An 18,022-nucleotide genomic window follows, 5' to 3' on the forward strand; every position below is an offset into this window, starting at 1 on the left:
CGGGCCGTACGACCCCTACGGGCAGCCGCGGCCGGCTGACCCGTACGGCACCCCCCGGGAGAGCGACCCGTACGGGCCGTGGCACCGGCCGGAGACCCCCGGCCGGCCGGGCGGACCGGACCCGTACGGGCGACCGGGCGCGCACGACCCGTACGCGCCCGCGCCCGGGGGCGGCCTCCACGGACCGCCGCGCCAGGACGGCCTGTACGGGAGCCCGGCGCCGGGCGCGGACCACCGCGTCCCCGGAGCCGACGACCCCCACGGCGTCCCGCGGCAGCGCACGGCCGTGTCCGCGCCGGCGGCCCCGCCCGCACCGGCCCGGCCCCCGGAGCCGGAGACCGCCGCGCCCGCCGCCCCCACGAAGCCGGGCCGCGACCGCTACCTCGACCTGCTGCGGTCCGTCGCCCTGGTCCGCGTCGTGGTCTACCACCTGTTCGGATGGGCCTGGCTGTCCGTGCTGTTCCCGTCCATGGGCGTGATGTTCGCGCTGGCGGGCTCCCTGATGGCGCGGTCCCTCAAGCGCCCGGCGCTCGGGGTCGTCCGGGGCCGCGTCCGACGGCTGCTGCCGCCGCTGTGGATCTTCAGCGCGGTGGTCGTGACCATGATGTTCGCCAACGGCTGGAACGTCGTCGACGATCCGGACCACGGCGGCACCCTGGGCGTGGTCGGACTGCTCAACTACGTCTTCCCGCTCGGCGCCCCGCCCTTCCCCTGGAGCGTCGGCTCCCAGTCCGGGCTGCTGGAGCAGACCTGGGCGGTGCAGGCCGCCGGGCCGCTCTGGTACCTGCGCGCCTACCTGTGGTTCGTCTTCGCCTCCCCGCTGCTGCTGTGGCTGTTCCGCCGGGCGCCCTGGCCGACCCTGCTGGCCCCGCTGGGGCTCACCGCCGTCGTCGGCACCGGCCTGGTGACGATCCCCGGCGAGACCGGCAACGCCGTCACCGACTTCGCGGTCTACGGGAGCTGCTGGGTGCTCGGCTTCGCCCACAACGACGGCCTGCTGAAGCGGATCCCGCGGTACGCCGCCGTCTCCGGGGCGTCCCTCGTGATGGCCTTCGGCCTGTGGTGGGCCTCGGGCCACCTGGGCCCGGACGGCTGGGACCTCAACGACATCCCGCTCGCCCAGGCCGCCTGGTCGTTCGGCTTCGTGGTGATCCTGCTCCAGTACTCCCCGTCCTGGCGGGAGCTGCCGGGGCGCCTGGCGAGGTGGGACAGGCTGGTGACGCTCTCCAACAACCGCGCGGTCACCATCTACCTCTGGCACAACCTGCTGATCCTGGCCACCGTCCCCCTCATCGACCTCGCCTACGACCTGCCGTTCATGCAGAGCGACCGCGCGACCGCCGCCCTCGACGCGGCCTATCCGCTGTGGATGTTCGCCCTGGTCTGGCCGCTCATCGGCCTGATGATCGTCGCCGTCGGCTGGGTGGAGGACGTCGCGGCCAAGCGGCGCCCCCGGCTGTGGCCGAACGGCGCCGGGCGCGCGGCGGCGCGCCGGACCGCGTCCGGCGGGGGCCACCGGGGCTGACGGTCCGGCCGCCGGGCGGTGTCCCGGCGGCCGGACCGGCCCTGTCACCTTCCGTACGGGCGTGCGACACTGCCCCCGGCCGCCGGTGGAACAGGGGAGACGGGCGCGATGAGCAAGAAGCAGACGAGCAGGATGCTGGCGCGGATGGCGAGCGGGGAGCCGGTCGAACTGGCCAGTCCCATGGCGTCCGTGAAGAAGCTGGCCCGACTCGCCTTCGTCGCCCAGCAGTTCGGCTACGAGTACGCCGACGTGCGGCAGGGCGGCGGCGCCAACAACAGCGCGCTCCGCATGCTGATCGTCCCCGACCCCAGTCCCCGGGCGCGGGCCAGGGCAGCGCAGAACTGGGCGCAGTACCCGAACGCGGGGGACGGCGTCTCCGTGCCGCCGCCGGTGCCGGACGCCCTCGAACTGCTCAAGGCCCGCATCAACTTCGACCTCACCGGCAGGAACGGCGACAGGCGGATCGGCTACGGGGCGCTCGGCGTCACCGTCGGCTGCGTCGTCCTCGCCTTCCGGGCCGGGGGCCGCTCGGGGCACTTCGTCATGGCCGCGGCCATCTGGCTGTTCGTGATGGTCCTGCTGGCCATCGGCTTCGTCGTCAACCGCAGGCGCAACGCCAAGTTCGCGGCGCTGCTCGGGGCCGCCGGATTCGTGCCGGTCCCCGACGCCACCGGGCGCACGCGCTACCTCCCGCCGGGGGCGCTGCCGCCGGGCCACGGCCTGCCGGGCGTCGGCCCCGGCTCCCCGTACGGCCACCCCGCCCCGGGCCCCTACGGGCAGCAGCCGCCCCCGCAGCCGTACCCGCCGCAGCAGCCGGCTCCCGGCCCGTACGCCCCGCAGCAGCCGGCCCCCGCCGACCAGTACGCCCCGCAGCAGCCGGCCCCCGGCCCGTACGCCCCGTCGCAGGCCCCGTACGGACAGCAGCCGCAGGCCCCCTACGGGCAGGGGGCCCAGCCCCCGTACCCCCAGCAGGGGCCCCACGGGGCGTGGCCGCCCGCGCAGCAGCCCCCTCACTGGGGCCCGCAGCCCCCTCCGCACTGACCGGCCGCACCACCGGGTGCCCGTCCCGGCGCCCGGAACGGACCGTCGGCGCGGATCGCCGGGCGGTCCCCCGAGCGCGCCGCCGGGTGGCGCGCTCGGGGGAGTGACCCCTGGACACGCCGTCCGGGCGGGGTTGTCACACTGGGGCGCACGGGGGAACCGGGCGCGGCGCGAGCGGCGGCGGGTTCCGCCGGTGCGAGCGACGGCGGCCGATCGGAGTGCGTGGGACATGGACGACGGGGAACAGCGGACCGGGCAGGGCCCCCTGACCGGATTCACCGTGGGCGTCACGGCCGCCCGCCGGGCCGAGGAACTGATCACCCTGCTCCAGCGGCGCGGAGCCGAAGTGCTCCACGCCCCGGCGCTGCGGATCGTCCCGCTCGCCGACGACAGCGAACTCCTCGCGGCGACCCGGGAACTGGTCGCGCGGGCGCCGGACGTGGTGGTGGCCACCACCGCCGTCGGCTTCCGCGGCTGGACCGAGGCGGCCGACGGCTGGGGGCTGGGCGGGGCCCTGCTGGAGCGGCTGCGCGCGGCGGAGCTGCTGGCGCGCGGGCCCAAGGTCACCGGCACGGTCCGCGCCGCCGGACTGAGCGAGAGGTGGTCACCCGCCTCCGAGTCCATGGCCGAGGTGCTGGAACGGCTCCTGGCCGAGGGCGTCGCGGGCCGCCGGATCGCCGTCCAGTTGCACGGCGAGCCGCTGACGGAGTTCGTGGGGGCGCTGCGGGCGGGCGGCGCCGAGGTCGTGGGCGTTCCCGTCTACCGCTGGCTGCCGCCGGAGGACCTCGGGCCCGTGGACCGGCTGCTGGACGGCGTCCTCGCGGGCGGTGTGGACGCCGTGGTGTTCACCAGCGCGCCCGCCGCGGTGTCGCTGCTGGACCGGGCGGGGCAGCGCGGCCGACTGCCCGCACTGGTCGCCGCGCTCCGCGACGGCGTGGTGGCGGCCTGCGTGGGGCCGGTCACCGCCCAGCCGCTGCGGGCGCACGGGATCGACACGGTGGAGCCGGAGCGGTTCCGGCTGGCGCCGCTGGTCCAGGCACTCTGCCGGGAACTGCCCGTCCGGGCCCGCCCTCGCCCCTGATCCGGGCGCACCCTCGCCCCCGCTCTGCCCCGGGCCCGCGCCCTGCCCCGCCTCCGTCCCGGGCCGGCCCCGACCAGGGTTTCAGCCCCGGCCCGTTCCGGGGTTCGCCGACCCCGGACCGGGCCATCCGGCCGCAACCCCGGCTCCGGCCACAGGGGCGGTCTGCCCCTGAGCTGCCCCGGGCCTCGATCCCGGCCCGATCCCGGGCTCGGGCCACCCGGTGTCAATCTCGGCCCCGGCCTCGGGGGCGGCCCGGTCCCGCCCTGCCCCGGGCCCGCCCCTGACCTTGATCCCGGCCCGATCCCGGGCTCGGGCCACCCGGTGTCAATCTCGGCCCCGGCCTCGGGGGCGGCCCGGTCCCGCTCTGCCCCGGGCCCGCCCCCTGCCCCGCCTCCGTCCCGGGCCGGCCCCGACCTGACCCGGGTCGCAAGCCCGGCCCGGCCTTGACCCCGGCCTCAGCCCCGGGCCCGGCCCACCCGGCCGCGGCCCCTGCCCGCCCGAGCACGGGCCCAGGGCGGCCGATCCGGCTCTCGACCCCGCGGCCCCGGCAGCGGCCCGATCCGGGTCGCGACCTCGACCCCGGGCTCGACCACCCGGTGTCAACCCCGGCCCCGGCCCCGGCCTCGGGGGCGGCCCGATCCCGGCCTCAGCCCCGGGCCCGGCCCGCCCGGCCCGAGCCCTGACCGGCCCGGTCCTGGCCCCGGCCAGGGCTCCGGGCCCCGCTCCGTTCCTGGCCCCGGTCGCGTTCAGGCGCCCTCCGTCGGGGGTCCTCTCCGGCCCCTCCCGGCCCTCCCGTCCTCCGCGCGGCCCCCGGGGACGGGGCCAAAGGGCGGTGGACGCGCGTTTCCCCGGCCGCCCCGTGGCCTCCCGGCCCCCTTTTCGCGTACGGTTGACGGCTGCCCAGCACGTCAGAAGGGGGCCCGGTGGCCGCACAGGCACAACAGGATTCAGCGGTCGACGCCGTGCACGACGACGCGGACCGCGGTCCCGCGGGGGACGCGGAGCGCGACCCCGGTGGCGACTCCGTGCGCGACCGCGAGATCCGGGGGGAGCAGGCGCACCTGGACCGGGTGTACCGGCGCCTGGAGGAGAAGATCCACGAGGCCGAGTTCCTCATGAACGACGCCGCCCAGCGCGGCCAGGTCGGCACCCCCGGCGCGCTCGCGGAGCGCGACGCGCAGGTCTTCCGGGCGGGCATCCACCTCAACCGCCTGAACAACGAGTTCGAGGACTTCCTCTTCGGCCGCATCGACCTGCTCCTCGGCAAGGACGGCAAGAAGGGACCCGACGGCGCCTACACCGCCGTCGAGCCCGCCGAGGGCACCCTGCGCCCCGACGGCACCGCCGACATCGCCGAGACACTGCACATCGGCCGCATCGGCGTCCTCGACGCGGAGTACGCCCCGCTGGTGATCGACTGGCGCGCGCCCGCCGCCGCGCCGTTCTACCGCTCCACCCCGGTCGACCCCGGCCGCGTGGTGCGCCGCCGGGTGATCCGATCCAAGGGTCGGCGCGTCCTCGGCGTCGAGGACGACCTGATGCGGCCCGAGATCACGGCCTACCTGGACGGCGAACGGCTCGCCGTCACCGGGGACGGCGCCCTGATGGCCGCCCTCGGCCAGGCCCGCACCCACAGCATGCGGGACATCGTGGCCTCCATCCAGGCCGAGCAGGACCGGGTGATCCGCGCCCCCGCCGCCTCCGTCACCTATGTCGAGGGCGGTCCCGGCACCGGCAAGACCGCCGTCGCCCTGCACCGCGCCGCCTACCTGCTCTACCAGGACCGGCGGCGCTACGCGGGCGGCATCCTGATCGTCTCCCCGACCCCGCTGCTGGTGGCGTACACCGAGGGGGTGCTGCCCTCGCTGGGCGAGGAGGGCCAGGTCGCCATCCGCGCCATCGGCTCGCTGGTCGACGGCGCCGAGGCCACCCTGTACGACTCTCCGGCCACCGCCCGCGCCAAGGGCTCCGCCCGCATGACCGGCGTCCTGCGCAGAGCCGCCCGGGGCACCCTGGAGTCGGCCGGGGCGCCGGACCGGCTGCGCGTCGTGGTCTTCGGACGGCGCCTCGAACTGGACGCCGGGCGGCTGGCCGCCGTCCGGCGCACCGCCCTCGGCGGCACCGCCCCGGTCAACCTGCTGCGCCCGCGCGCCCGCAGGCTGCTGCTGGACGCCCTGTGGGACCTCTCGGGCGCCGCCGGACGGCACACCGACCCGGAACTGGCGGCCGAGCTGCGCTCCTCCTTCGACGAGGACGTGAGCACCGAGGACTCCTTCACGGAGTTCCTGGACGCCTGGTGGCCGGAGCTGACCCCGGCGGCGGTCCTGTCGGCCATGGCCGACGAGCGGCGGCTGGGCCGCTGGGCGCGGCGCGTCCTCAACCCGGGCGAGGTCCGCCGGGTGGCCCGCTCGCTGCGCCGGGACGGCCGCACCGTGCACGACATCGCCCTGCTGGACGAGTTGCAGGCCGTCCTCGGCACCCCCGCGCGCCCCCGCAGACGGCGTGAGGCCGACCCGCTGGACCAGCTCACCGGGCTGGAGGAGCTGATGCCGCAGCGCGAGGAGACCCAGCGGGAGCGCGCCGAGCGGCTGGCGCAGGAGCGGACCGAGTACGCGCACGTCATCGTGGACGAGGCACAGGACCTCACGCCCATGCAGTGGCGGATGGTCGGCCGCCGGGGCCGGCACGCCACCTGGACGGTCGTCGGGGACCCGGCCCAGTCCTCCTGGTCCGACCCGGACGAGGCGGCCCAGGCCCGTGACGAGGCCCTGGGCAGCCGTCCGCGCCGCCGCTTCGAGCTGACCGTGAACTACCGCAACCCCGCCGAGATCGCCGAGCTGGCGGCCAGGGTGCTGGCCCTCGCCATGCCCGGCTCCACGGCGCCGTCGGCGGTCCGCTCCACCGGGGTCGAGCCCCGCTTCGTCACCGCGGGCCCGGCCCGGGGCGCGGGCGGGGGCGCGGGAACGGCGGCGGACACCGTCCGGGCGGAGGCCGCGCGGCTGCTGGAGCTGGTCGACGGCACGGTCGGCGTCGTCGTGGCCATGAACCGCCGCGAGGAGGCCCGCCGCTGGCTGGCCGGACTGGGCGACCGGGTGGTGGCGCTCGGCAGCCTGGAGGCCAAGGGGCTGGAGTACGACGCGACGGTCGTCGTCTCCCCGGCCGAGATCGCCGACGAGTCGCCCGCCGGGCTGCGGGTGCTCTATGTCGCCCTGACCCGGGCCACCCAGCAGTTGACGGTCGTCTCCTGCGAGCGGGACGAGCCGGACGCGGCCGGGATCCCGGACCTGCTGCGCGACTGAGCGCGAGCGCCCCGCGTGCCCCGAGCGCCCCGGAGGGGGCCGCCGGGGAGTCCGTGGGGGAGCCGCCTCTCACCGGGAGGCCCCTACGGGGAGCCGCTCCCTGGAGAACGGCCTCCGGCCCCTACGGGGAGGGCCCCTACGGGGAGGGCCCCTACGGGGAGGGCCCCTACGGGGAGGGCCCCTACGGGGCCCCAAAGGGGAAGTGCACCCCCGGGCGGGGACACCCCTGAGGGCCCGGGCCGGGGGCTCCCGGCGGGCGCGCCCCGGGCGCGTTCACCGCGCGTCCTCCCGGACGGCGCCCGGCGGGGAGGAGGCGCGGACAGGCGAAGGGGCCCGCGCCGTCACCGACGGCGCGGGCCCCTCGCGTTGCGCTGAGAGTGACACCGGCCCGCCATGCTCGCCTCGCGGCAAGTGGTCGCTCGAAGCGACGAAGGTTGGGCCCGGGGGCTTGGATCGAGCCGGTGTCACATCCACGGTAACAAACGATTCCCGCCCGGCGATTCCCCTTCGCCGGGTTCTTTCCGGAAGGGCCCGGACGGACCCGTCCCGGGACCCGGGGCCGGGACCCGGCACGCCCCGGCCCGGCCCCGAACCCGGCCCAGGGAGCCGCCCGGAACCGCCCTCCGGAGGCCCTTCCGTCCGCCGTTTCGGTCTCGTAAGGTGGAAATCGTTTTCCGAAAAAAGGGCCCTCCGATCGGACCGCGGTGAACAAAAAGTTCGCAATACGGGGCGGCTACCGTGTACTCGGCGGTAGGTGCGACGATCGGACGGCACAACACGCGACACGGTGAAAGAGGAAGCCCGCCATGGCAACGGCGCCCAGCGTCTCCTACTCGATGACCATCAGGTTGGAGGTGCCCGCGAGCGGAACCTCCGTCTCGCAGCTCACCACCGCCGTGGAATCCTCCGGCGGGTCGGTGACCGGCCTCGACGTCACCGCGTCCGGCCACGAGAAGCTCCGCATCGACGTCACCATCGCGGCCAGCTCGACCTCCCACGCCGACCAGATCGTGCAGCGGCTGCGGGACGTCGAGGGCGTCGTCCTCGGCAAGGTCTCCGACCGTACGTTCCTGATGCACCTCGGCGGCAAGATCGAGATGGCGTCGAAGCACCCCATCCGCAACCGCGACGACCTCTCCATGGTCTACACGCCCGGCGTCGCCCGGGTCTGCATGGCCATCGCGCAGAACCCCGAGGACGCCCGCCGCCTGACGATCAAGCGCAACTCCGTTGCGGTCGTGACGGACGGCTCCGCGGTGCTCGGCCTGGGCAACATCGGTCCCAAGGCCGCGCTGCCGGTCATGGAGGGCAAGGCCGCGCTCTTCAAGCGCTTCGCCGGCATCGACGCCTGGCCGCTCTGCCTCGACACCCAGGACACCGACGCGATCGTCGAGATCGTCAAGGCCATCGCCCCGGGCTTCGCCGGGATCAACCTGGAGGACATCTCGGCGCCCCGCTGCTTCGAGATCGAGGCCCGGCTGCGCGAGGCCCTCGACATCCCGGTCTTCCACGACGACCAGCACGGCACCGCCATCGTCGTCCTCGCCTCGCTCACCAACGCGCTGCGGGTCGTGGGCAAGAGCATCGACGGCGTGCGCGTCGTGATGTCCGGCGCGGGCGCGGCCGGCACGGCCATCCTGCGGCTGCTGATCGCCGCGGGCGTCAAGAACGCCGTCGTCGCCGACATCCACGGCGTCGTGCACGCCGGGCGCGCCGACCTGGTGGACGCGGCCCCGGAGTCGGCGCTGCGCTGGATCGCGGACAACACCAACCCGGAGAACCTGACCGGCACGCTGAAGGAGGCCGTGGCGGGCGCCGACGTCTTCATCGGCGTCTCCGCCCCGGACGTGCTGGCCGGCGAGGACGTGGCGACCATGGCCGAGGGCGCGATCGTGTTCGCGCTCGCGAACCCGGATCCGGAGGTCGACCCGGCGGTCGCCCGGGAGACCGCCGCGGTGGTGGCCACGGGCCGGTCGGACTTCCCCAACCAGATCAACAACGTGCTGGTCTTCCCGGGCGTGTTCCGCGGTCTGCTGGACGCCCAGTCGCGCACGGTCACCACCTCGATGATGCTGGCCGCCGCGCAGGCTCTCGCGGACGTGGTGACCAGCGACGAGCTGAACCCGAACTACATCATTCCGAGCGTCTTCAACGACAAGGTCGCCGGGGCGGTCGCGGGCGCCGTGCGCGACGCCGCGAGGGCGGCCGGGGTGGCCTCCTAGGGGTTCCTCCCGGTCCCTCCCGCTCCCCTCCTCGCCGGGGGCCAGGACCCCGGACCCGTCACCCCGGGGCCGCCCGGGTCCCCCACGGGTGACGCGGACCCCGCGCGGCCACGGGTGACCCGGACCCTGCGGGCGGACGCGACCCCCGTACGGAGGACGTGATCCCCGAGGGGCACGGACACGCCCCCCTGGAGGGCCGGACCCGGTGCCTCCGGGGGAGCGTGCGCGCCTCCTCCGGGGCCGGTCGTGCCCGGTCCCGGGCACCGGGGACCCCGTCGGTGCCGGACGGCCGCGCTGCGGCTGTGAGGATGGCCACGGCGGGCCGCCGTACCGGCGCGTCGCGGGGCGGGGCGCCTCGGGTCGCCCTCTAGGGTGGCGCAAGGCTCAGGCGCCTGCTCCGTGTGACCCTCACGGGTGTTCTCACGGCTTCCGGGGGTGGCCGGATTGGCATTACCGCCGCAGGTGCAGGCAGGATGCCTCTCTGGGCGCGAGGGTCCGAGGACGGACCCGGGTGAGGGAACTGTCCGAGGGCCCTGGCAGCATCGGCTTTCGCTGTGCCTGACGCGCGGGTCCACCGCGTGGCACGCCTCAACGGCAAGAAGAACACGGGAGTAACAACATGAACCGCAGTGAGCTGGTGGCCGCTCTGGCCGACCGCGCCGAGGTGACCCGCAAGGACGCCGACGCCGTGCTGGCCGCGTTCGCCGAGGTCGTCGGCGACATCGTCTCCAAGGGCGACGAGAAGGTCACCATCCCCGGCTTTCTGACCTTCGAGCGCACCCACCGTGCCGCTCGCACCGCCCGCAACCCGCAGACCGGCGAGCCCATCCAGATCCCGGCCGGCTACAGCGTGAAGGTCTCCGCGGGCTCCAAGCTCAAGGAAGCCGCCAAGGGCAAGTGAGCGCTCCCCGCTGAGCGCCGGGTGGCTGCGGGGCCGCCGTGGGTCCCCGGGCCCAGCGCGGCCGGCCGCGCGGTCCCCGGGCCCCGTGAGGGGCGCACCGTATACGCCGATGGGGCGACCACCCGGATTCGGGTGGCCGCCCCATCGGCGTATCGCAAGGGTGTGATCCAGCCATTCGTTCCGCCACGCGGCGTCACTTTCCCGCCCCGTTTTCCCCCGCGTTTGGGCCAGGGCCCCAGGGGCCCCGGCCCGGGGAGCGGTCCGCCCGCCGTGGTCGTGTGGGTCAGCCGAGGGCCTTGCCCGGGAGTTCCACCTTCGCCCCCAGCTCGACCAGCTTCTCCATGAAGTTCTCGTAGCCGCGGTTGATCAGGTCGATGCCGTGGACGCGGGACGTGCCCTGCGCGGCGAGGGCCGCGATGAGGTAGGAGAAGCCACCGCGCAGGTCGGGGATGACCAGGTCGGCGCCCTCCAGCTTGGTGGGGCCGGAGACGACCGCCGAGTGGAGGAAGTTGCGCTGCCCGAAGCGGCAGTCGGAGCCGCCGAGGCACTCGCGGTAGAGCTGGATGTGGGCGCCCATCTGGTTCAGCGCGGAGGTGAAGCCGAGCCGGGACTCGTAGACCGTCTCGTGGACGATGGACAGCCCGGTGGCCTGCGTCAGGGCGACCACCAGCGGCTGCTGCCAGTCGGTCTGGAAGCCGGGGTGGACGTCCGTCTCCAGGGCGATGGACTTCAGCCTGCCGCCCGGGTGCCAGAAGCGGATGCCCTCGTCGTCGATCTCGAAGGCGCCGCCCACCTTCCGGAAGGTGTTCAGGAAGGTCATCATCGACCGCTGCTGCGCCCCGCGGACGTAGACGTCGCCCTCGGTCGCCAGCGCCGCCGACGCCCAGGAGGCGGCCTCCAGGCGGTCGGAGAGCGCCCGGTGGGTGTAGCCGCCCAGCTCGTCCACACCGGTGATGCGGATGGTGCGGTCGATGTCCAGGGCGATGATCGCGCCCATCTTCTGCAGGACGCAGATCAGGTCCTCGATCTCCGGCTCGACCGCGGCGTTGGACAGCACCGTGACGCCCTCGGCGAGCACCGCCGTCAGCAGCACCTGCTCGGTCGCGCCGACCGACGGGTACGGCAGCCGGATCTTGGTGCCGCGCAGCCGCTGCGGTGCCTCCAGGTACTGGCCGTCCGCCCGCTTCTCGATGCGCGCGCCGAACTGCCGCAGCACGTCGAAGTGGAAGTCGATGGGCCGCCCGCCGATGTCGCAGCCGCCCAGGCCCGGGATGAACGCGTGCCCCAGGCGGTGCAGCAGCGGCCCGCAGAACAGGATCGGGATGCGCGACGAGCCCGCGTGGGCATCGATGTCAGCGACGTTCGCGCTCTCCACGTGGGTCGGGTCGAGCACCAGTTCGCCGGGCTCCTCGCCCGGACGGACCGTCACCCCGTGGAGTTGCAGCAGTCCGCGGACGACGCGCACGTCGCGGATGTCCGGCACGTTGCGCAGCCGGCTCGGCGCACTGCCCAGCAGGGCGGCGACCATGGCCTTCGGTACGAGGTTCTTCGCACCGCGGACCCGGATCTCGCCCTCCAGCGGGGTTCCGCCGTGGACAAGGAGTACGTCATCAGCGCCGTTGACGGTCATGGATCTCGCGTTTCGTGGGTGGGGTCCAGGGGGCACAGGAGGGAAAGGGTAGTCGCCCCGCACCCCCCCTTCGTAGGCCCGGACCGGTTCCCGCCACGTCATGGGTTCGTCACAACACGCTGCGCTCCGCCACGGGTGCGGAGGGTCACGGGGGCGCGTGCGCGGGGCCCGGTTCACCCCCGTGCCCCCGATCGCCTCCCCGTCCGGGGGGAACATGCGGGATCATGTCAGGCATGACCGAGGTGTCCTCACTCGCGGGACGGCTGCTCGTGGCGACGCCCGCCCTGGCGGACCCGAACTTCGAGCGTGCCGTGGTGCTCCTGCTCGACCACGACGAGGAGGGTTCCCTCGGCGTGGTCCTCAACCGGCCGACGCCCGTCGGTGTCGGCGACATCCTGGGCGCCTGGGCCGAGCTGGCCGGCGAGCCGGGCGTCGTCTTCCAGGGCGGCCCCGTCTCCCTGGACTCCGCGCTCGGCGTCGCGGTCGTCCCCGGCGGCGCCTCGGGCGGGCGGGCCCCGCTGGGCTGGCGCCGGGTGCGCGGCGCCATCGGCCTCGTCGACCTGGAGGCCCCGCCGGAGCTGCTGGCCCCCGCCGTCGGCTCGCTGCGGATCTTCGCCGGGTACGCGGGCTGGGGCCCCGGCCAGCTGGAGGGCGAGCTGAAGGAGGGCGCCTGGTACGTGGTCGACTCGGAACCGGGCGACGTGTCCTCCCCGGCGCCCGAGGGGCTCTGGCGCGAGGTGCTGCGCCGCCAGCGCGGCGACCTGGCCATGGTGGCGACGTATCCGGACGACCCGTCCCTCAACTGAAGCCCCCGGCCTTCAGTACCCTTGGCGGTTATGAGCACTCTTGAGCCCGAGCGCGGGACTGGTACGGGGACCCTCGTCGAGCCGACACCGCAGGTGTCCCACGGCGACGGCGACCACGAGCGCTTCGCCCACTACGTCCAGAAGGACAAGATCATGGCGAGCGCCCTCGACGGCACCCCCGTCGTGGCGCTCTGCGGCAAGGTCTGGGTGCCCGGTCGCGATCCCAAGAAGTACCCGGTGTGCCCCATGTGCAAGGAGATCTACGAGTCCATGAGCGCCGGCGGCGACCAGGGCGGCAAGGGCGGCGACAAGAAGTAGCGCCCCGGCCCCCACCGCGCCGGGCCGGTCGGAGCCCCCGAAGTGCGTTTTGACGCATTTCGGGGGCTTTCGCGCGTTCTGCGCCGACCACGCGGTCCCCCCGCGTTGCACAGGATGCGTCGCGCGGTCACAGAGTGGTTGAGACCTCTTGTGGGCGCGTTCATGGAGTACCTAGCCTCCGAGGTGTTGTGCAGAGCAAAACCAGCATTGCGCATGCTGCAACGCCCCTTGACCGGAGGACCGCTCCATGAAGCTCCCCGCCAGACTGCCCGCCCGCCTGGCCGTGTTCCTGGCCGCCGCTGCCGTCAGTGCCACCGCCTGCGCCCCCCAGACCACCGACAACTCCTCCTCCGGCAAGGACGAGAAGAGCGGCACGCTGCGCGTCTGGCTCTTCCAGGAGGTCGACACCAAGCCCAAGCAGAAGGTCGTCGACGCCGTCCTGGCCGACTTCCGCAAGGAGCACGAGGACACCAAGGTCAACATCGAGTACATCCCGGTCGAGACCCGTGCCCAGCGCATCAAGGCCGCCTTCAACGACCCCAAGAGCGCCCCCGACATCATCGAGTACGGCAACACCGACACCGCCGGCTACGTGAAGGACGGCGGCCTCCTGGACATCACCAAGGAGTTCGAGGCCTGGGACGAGGCCAAGGACACCGACCCGACGGCCCGCCAGTCGGTCACCGTCGACGGCAAGGTCTACGGTGCCCCCTACTTCGTCGGCGTCCGCGCCCTCTACTACCGCACGGACATCTTCAAGGAGCTGAAGCTCAAGCCCCCGACGACCCTCGCGGAGCTGGCGACCGCCGCCCGCGCGGTCCGCGCCGCCGAGCCCGGCATGTACGGCATCGCCGTCGGCGGTGCCTACACCTACGGCGCCATGCCCTTCCTCTGGGCCAACGGCGGCGAACTCGCCAGCGGCAAGGACGGCTCCTACGCCTCCGGCATCGACAGCGCCGAGGCCCAGAAGGGGATCAAGGAGTACACCTCCCTCTTCTCCGACGACAACTGTCCCGCCGCCAAGTGCGCCGGGATGGGCGGCAACGACACCGTCACCGCGTTCGCCGCGGGCAAGGCGGGCATGGCCATCGGCGGCGACTTCAGCCACGCGGCCATCGAGGCCGGCAAGGTCAAGGGCAAGTACGCCGTCGTGCCGCTGCCCGGCGTGAAGGCCGGCTCGATCGCCCCGGCGTTCGCGGGCGGCAACAACCTCGGCGTCCTCAAGAGCACCACGCACCGCACGCTCGCCGTCGACCTGATGCAGCGCCTCGCCTCCAAGAAGACGCAGACCGAGATGTTCGACGCGATGGGCTTCCTGCCCACCTTCTCCGACGCGCGCCGCGACGTCGCCGAGAAGGAGCCGTTCGTCAAGCCCTTCGTCGACACCCTCGCCGCGGGCACCAAGTTCGTGCCGGCCTCGCCCGCGTGGGCCCAGATCGACTCCTCGCTGGTGCTGCCGACCATGTTCCAGGAGGTCGTCAGCGGCAAGAAGGACGTGGCCACCGCCTCCGGCGACGCGGCGAAAAAGATGAATGACGCGTTTGGCTCCGCCGGATGACCGTGGTACCCGGTGAACAGGGGGGCGCGGTGCGCCCGGCGGAGCGTCCGGACCCCGGTCCGGGCCGCCCGCGCGGCGCCCGCCCGCCCGGCCCCGCCCCCCGCCGCGGCGCGCGGCGGGGCGGGGCCGCCACCCCCTGGCTGTATCTCGCCCCCGCCCTGGTCGTCCTCGGCGGGCTGCTCATCTACCCCGTCTACCAGCTCGGCCTGATCTCCTTCCTGGAGTACACCCAGGCCCAGGTCAGCGGTGGGGAACCGACCACCTTCCAGGGCTTCGGCAACTACGCCGAGCTGTTCGGCGACGACGAGTTCTGGCGGGTCCTGCTCTCCACGGTCTTCTTCGCCGCGGCCTGCGTGGTCACCACCCTGGCCGTCGGCTGCGCGCTCGCCGTGCTGCTCACCCGGATCCGGGCCCTGCCCCGGCTGGCGCTGATGATGGCCGCCCTGGGCGCCTGGGCGACACCGGCCGTCACCGGCTCCACGGTCTGGCTGCTGCTGTTCGACGCGGACTTCGGCCCCGTCAACCGGATGCTCGGCCTCGGCGACCACTCCTGGACGTACGGGCGTTACAGCGCATTCCTGCTCGTCCTGCTCGAAGTCGTCTGGTGCTCGTTCCCGTTCGTCATGGTCACCGTCTACGCCGGCATCCGGGCCGTCCCGTCCGAGGTGCTGGAGGCCGCCTCCCTGGACGGGGCCTCGCAGTGGCGGATCTGGCGCTCGGTGCTGGCCCCGATGCTGCGGCCCATCCTGGTCGTCGTCACCATCCAGTCGATCATCTGGGACTTCAAGGTCTTCACCCAGATCTACGTTATGACCAACGGCGGCGGCATCGCCGGCCAGAACCTCGTCCTCAACGTCTACGCCTACCAGAAGGCGTTCGCGTCCTCGCAGTACAGCCTCGGCTCCGCGATCGGCGTCGTCATGCTGCTGATCCTGCTCGTCGTGACGCTGGTCTACCTGCGGCTGCTGCGCCGCCAGGGGGAGGAGCTGTGAACCTCACGCGTCTGCGCGTACGCCGTCCGTGGCGGCTGGCGGCGGAGAGTTCGGCGCTGCTGATCGCCGTCGTGGTGGCCTTCCCGCTGTACTGGATGGTGCTGAGCGCCTTCAAGCCGGCGGGCGAGATCGAGTCGACCGAACCCCGTCCCTGGACGACGTCCCCCTCGCTGGATTCCTTCCGGCGGGTCTTCGGGCAGCAGGAATTCGGCCGTTACTTCCTCAACAGCCTGCTCGTCGCGGGAACCGTGGTGGTCGCCTCCGCGCTCATCGCGTTCCTCGCCGCGACCGCCGTCACCCGTTTCCGTTTCCGCTTCCGGACCACCCTGCTCATCATGTTCCTGGTGGCCCAGATGGTGCCCGTGGAAGCCCTCACCATCCCGCTGTTCTTCCTCATGCGGGACTTCGGCCAGCTCAACACCCTGGGTTCGCTGATCCTGCCGCACATCGCCTTCTCGCTGCCCTTCGCGATCTGGATGCTGCGGGGATTCGTCAAAGCCGTCCCGGAGGCCCTGGAGGAGGCCGCCTACATCGACGGCGCGAGCCGGACCCGGTTCCTGTGGCAGATCCTTTTCCCCCTGGTCTTCCCGGGACTCGTGGCCACCAGCGTGTTCTCCTTCATCTCGACCTGGAACGACTTCCTGTTCGCCAAGTCGTTCATCATCAGCGACACCTCCCAGTCCACGCTGCCCATGGCGCTGCTGGTCTTCTACAAACCCGACGACCCGGACTGGGGCGGGGTCATGGCGGGCTCCACCGTCATGACCATTCCGGTACTGGTGTTCTTCGTACTCGTGCAACGACGACTCGTCTCCGGCCTCGGCGGAGCGGTGAAGGACTGACCTGACGTGACCGAACTCATTCCGGCGCCCCGCGCCGTGGCGGGACCGGACCACACCGGTGTGCCTCTGGCCCCGGACACCACCCTGTGGGCCGCGCCCGGCACCGAGACCACCGAACGCTGGCTGCGCGCCACCCTCGGCGCCGCCCTCGGACTGCCCCTGCGCCCCGGCCCCCGGGACGCCCCCGGCGGCCTGCGGCTGCTGCTGGACGACTCCCTCGACCCGGAGGCCTACCGGCTCACCGCGGACGGCGAGCGGGGCGTCGAGATCCGCGGCGGCGGCCCCGCGGGCGTCTTCTGGGGCGCCCAGACGCTGCGTCAGCTCCTCGGCCCGGAGGCCTTCCGCCGCGCTCCCCTGCGGCCCGGCCGCACCCCGGTCGTGCCGGGCGGGACCGTCGAGGACGCGCCCCGGTTCCGCTGGCGCGGCATGATGCTCGACGTCGCCCGGCACTTCATGCCCAAGGACGGAGTCCTGCGCTATCTGGATCTGATGGCGGCGCACAAACTCAACGTCCTCCACTTTCATCTGACGGACGATCAGGGATGGCGCGTCGAGATCAAGCGCCACCCCCGGCTCACCGAAGCCGGCTCCTGGCGCGCGCGCACCAAATGGGGCCACCGCGCCTCGCCCCTCTGGGACGACACTCCGCACGGCGGTTTCTACACCCAGGACGACATCCGCGAGATCGTCGCCTACGCCGCCGAACGGCACATCACCGTCGTTCCCGAAATCGACGTCCCCGGACACTCGCAGGCCGCCATCGCGGCCTATCCGGAACTCGGGAACAACGATGTCGTGGACACCGCCTCGCTCACCGTCTGGGACACCTGGGGCGTCTCCGAGAACGTCCTCGCGCCGACCGACACCACCCTCCGTTTCTACGAGGGCGTGTTCGAGGAACTCCTCGATCTGTTCCCGTCCCGCTTCATTCACGTCGGCGGCGACGAATGCCCCAAGACGCAATGGCGGGCCAGTCCCGTCGCGCAGGCGCGGATCAGGGAACTGGGACTCGCCGACGAGGACGAACTCCAGTCCTGGTTCATCCGGCACTTCGACTCCTGGCTCACCGAACGCGGCCGGCGGCTCATCGGCTGGGACGAGATCCTGGAGGGCGGGCTCGCCGAGGGCGCGGCCGTCTCGTCCTGGCGCGGCTACGCGGGCGGGGTCGCCGCCGCGCGCGCGGGCCACGACGTGGTGATGTGCCCCGAGCAGCAGGTGTACCTGGACCACCGTCAGGACGCGGGCGAGGACGAGCCGGTGCCGATCGGCTTCGTGCGCACCCTGGAGGACGTCTACCGCTTCGAGCCCGTCCCCGCCGAACTGATGCCCGAGGAGGCCGTCCACGTGCTCGGCACCCAGGCGAACGTCTGGACCGAGGTGATGGAGAACCAGGGCCGCGTCGACTACCAGGTGTTCCCGCGGCTCGCCGCCTTCGCCGAGGTGGCCTGGAGCGCGCTGCCCGCCCCCGGTGAGCGGGACTTCGCCGGATTCGAGCAGCGGCTGACCGCCCACTACCGGCGGCTCGACGCCCTGGGCGTCGCCTACCGGCGGCCCGGCGGCCCGCTTCCCTGGCAGCGGCGGCCCGGCATCCTCGGCCGCCCGATCGACGGGCCGCCGCCGCGGCAGTAGCGGCGGGGCGGGGTGATCCGGCCGCCGGGCCGGTGGCCGGATCACCCCGCACGCAACCCTTCCGTAAGGGAAAAGCCGGACAAGTCCCGGAATGCCTCCCAAGGGTGGCAACCCGTACACGTCTTCGATCGTCCGTCATGGCCGGTGAACCCGGGGCAAATCGGGTCATCTCCCGGGT

General features: G+C 73.6%; 12 protein-coding genes and 1 pseudogene. 12 read left to right on the forward strand and 1 reads right to left on the reverse strand.

The features are described 5' to 3' along the window. Positions 1-286 precede the first annotated feature (286 nt). The 6 genes and pseudogenes from GTY84_RS09570 to GTY84_RS09595 all read left to right on the forward strand — a co-directional run bounded on the left by GTY84_RS09570 (position 287) and on the right by GTY84_RS09595 (position 10,069). Positions 287-1,525 carry an acyltransferase gene (locus GTY84_RS09570; RefSeq protein WP_345943392.1) on the forward strand — a complete coding sequence of 413 codons (1,239 nt, stop codon included), beginning with the start codon at positions 287-289 and terminating at the stop codon, positions 1,523-1,525. A 108-nt stretch (positions 1,526-1,633) separates the two neighbouring features. Beyond that, entirely contained in the window at positions 1,634-2,566 is a 933-nt protein-coding gene (locus GTY84_RS09575) for a hypothetical protein (RefSeq protein WP_161225726.1), read from the forward strand. 229 nt (positions 2,567-2,795) lie between these two features. Then, positions 2,796-3,761: pseudogene (locus GTY84_RS09580) on the forward strand (uroporphyrinogen-III synthase); the annotation flags it as partial. 809 nt (positions 3,762-4,570) lie between these two features. Further along, positions 4,571-6,946 (forward strand): UvrD-helicase domain-containing protein, encoded by a 2,376-nt coding sequence (locus GTY84_RS09585; RefSeq protein ID WP_161225727.1) that lies wholly within the window; start codon positions 4,571-4,573, stop codon positions 6,944-6,946. A gap of 806 nt (positions 6,947-7,752) precedes the next feature. Further along, a complete protein-coding gene (locus GTY84_RS09590) occupies positions 7,753-9,168 on the forward strand; it encodes an NAD-dependent malic enzyme (protein ID WP_161225728.1) in 1,416 nt (471 codons plus the stop codon). A gap of 619 nt (positions 9,169-9,787) precedes the next feature. Further along, positions 9,788-10,069, forward strand: coding sequence for an HU family DNA-binding protein (locus GTY84_RS09595; protein ID WP_003950507.1), 282 nt, complete (start codon positions 9,788-9,790; stop codon positions 10,067-10,069). Between the two features lie 283 nt (positions 10,070-10,352). On the opposite strand, the gene murA is transcribed toward GTY84_RS09595, so the two are convergent. After that, positions 10,353-11,699: a UDP-N-acetylglucosamine 1-carboxyvinyltransferase gene (gene murA / locus GTY84_RS09600; RefSeq protein WP_161225729.1), complete on the reverse strand. Its 1,347-nt coding sequence runs from the start codon at positions 11,697-11,699 to the stop codon at positions 10,353-10,355. A gap of 233 nt (positions 11,700-11,932) precedes the next feature. Here murA and GTY84_RS09605 point away from each other — a divergent pair, with 233 nt between their 5' ends. The 6 genes from GTY84_RS09605 (at position 11,933) to GTY84_RS09630 (ending at position 17,844) form a co-directional block, all read left to right on the forward strand. After that, positions 11,933-12,505: a YqgE/AlgH family protein gene (locus GTY84_RS09605; protein ID WP_161225730.1), complete on the forward strand. Its 573-nt coding sequence runs from the start codon at positions 11,933-11,935 to the stop codon at positions 12,503-12,505. 30 nt (positions 12,506-12,535) lie between these two features. Continuing rightward, on the forward strand, positions 12,536-12,823 hold the full coding sequence (locus tag GTY84_RS09610) for a DUF3039 domain-containing protein (protein WP_161225731.1): 288 nt from the start codon (positions 12,536-12,538) through the stop codon (positions 12,821-12,823). Between the two features lie 247 nt (positions 12,824-13,070). Beyond that, positions 13,071-14,381 (forward strand): extracellular solute-binding protein, encoded by a 1,311-nt coding sequence (locus GTY84_RS09615; RefSeq protein WP_161225732.1) that lies wholly within the window; start codon positions 13,071-13,073, stop codon positions 14,379-14,381. Further along, positions 14,378-15,373 carry a sugar ABC transporter permease gene (locus tag GTY84_RS09620; RefSeq protein ID WP_161225733.1) on the forward strand — a complete coding sequence of 332 codons (996 nt, stop codon included), beginning with the start codon at positions 14,378-14,380 and terminating at the stop codon, positions 15,371-15,373. The genes GTY84_RS09615 and GTY84_RS09620 overlap by 4 nt, the downstream gene beginning before the upstream one ends. Continuing rightward, positions 15,370-16,215 carry a carbohydrate ABC transporter permease gene (locus GTY84_RS09625; protein WP_161225734.1) on the forward strand — a complete coding sequence of 282 codons (846 nt, stop codon included), beginning with the start codon at positions 15,370-15,372 and terminating at the stop codon, positions 16,213-16,215. The genes GTY84_RS09620 and GTY84_RS09625 overlap by 4 nt, the downstream gene beginning before the upstream one ends. Positions 16,216-16,221: 6 nt before the next feature. After that, positions 16,222-17,844 carry a beta-N-acetylhexosaminidase gene (locus tag GTY84_RS09630; protein WP_161225735.1) on the forward strand — a complete coding sequence of 541 codons (1,623 nt, stop codon included), beginning with the start codon at positions 16,222-16,224 and terminating at the stop codon, positions 17,842-17,844. The last annotated feature ends 178 nt before the right edge of the window (positions 17,845-18,022 follow it).

This window comes from Streptomyces sp. SID8352, assembly GCF_009862265.1.
Lineage (GTDB): Bacteria > Actinomycetota > Actinomycetes > Streptomycetales > Streptomycetaceae > Streptomyces.

Coding starts and splice junctions, on each gene's coding strand:
- GTY84_RS09610 (WP_161225731.1), top strand. CDS start 12,536: ATGAGCACTCTTGAGCCCGAGCGCGGGACTGGTACGGGGACCCTCGTC.
- GTY84_RS09605 (WP_161225730.1), top strand. CDS start 11,933: ATGACCGAGGTGTCCTCACTCGCGGGACGGCTGCTCGTGGCGACGCCC.
- GTY84_RS09615 (WP_161225732.1), top strand. CDS start 13,071: ATGAAGCTCCCCGCCAGACTGCCCGCCCGCCTGGCCGTGTTCCTGGCC.
- GTY84_RS09575 (WP_161225726.1), top strand. CDS start 1,634: ATGAGCAAGAAGCAGACGAGCAGGATGCTGGCGCGGATGGCGAGCGGG.
- murA (WP_161225729.1), bottom strand. CDS start 11,699: ATGACCGTCAACGGCGCTGATGACGTACTCCTTGTCCACGGCGGAACC.
- GTY84_RS09620 (WP_161225733.1), top strand. CDS start 14,378: ATGACCGTGGTACCCGGTGAACAGGGGGGCGCGGTGCGCCCGGCGGAG.
- GTY84_RS09590 (WP_161225728.1), top strand. CDS start 7,753: ATGGCAACGGCGCCCAGCGTCTCCTACTCGATGACCATCAGGTTGGAG.
- GTY84_RS09595 (WP_003950507.1), top strand. CDS start 9,788: ATGAACCGCAGTGAGCTGGTGGCCGCTCTGGCCGACCGCGCCGAGGTG.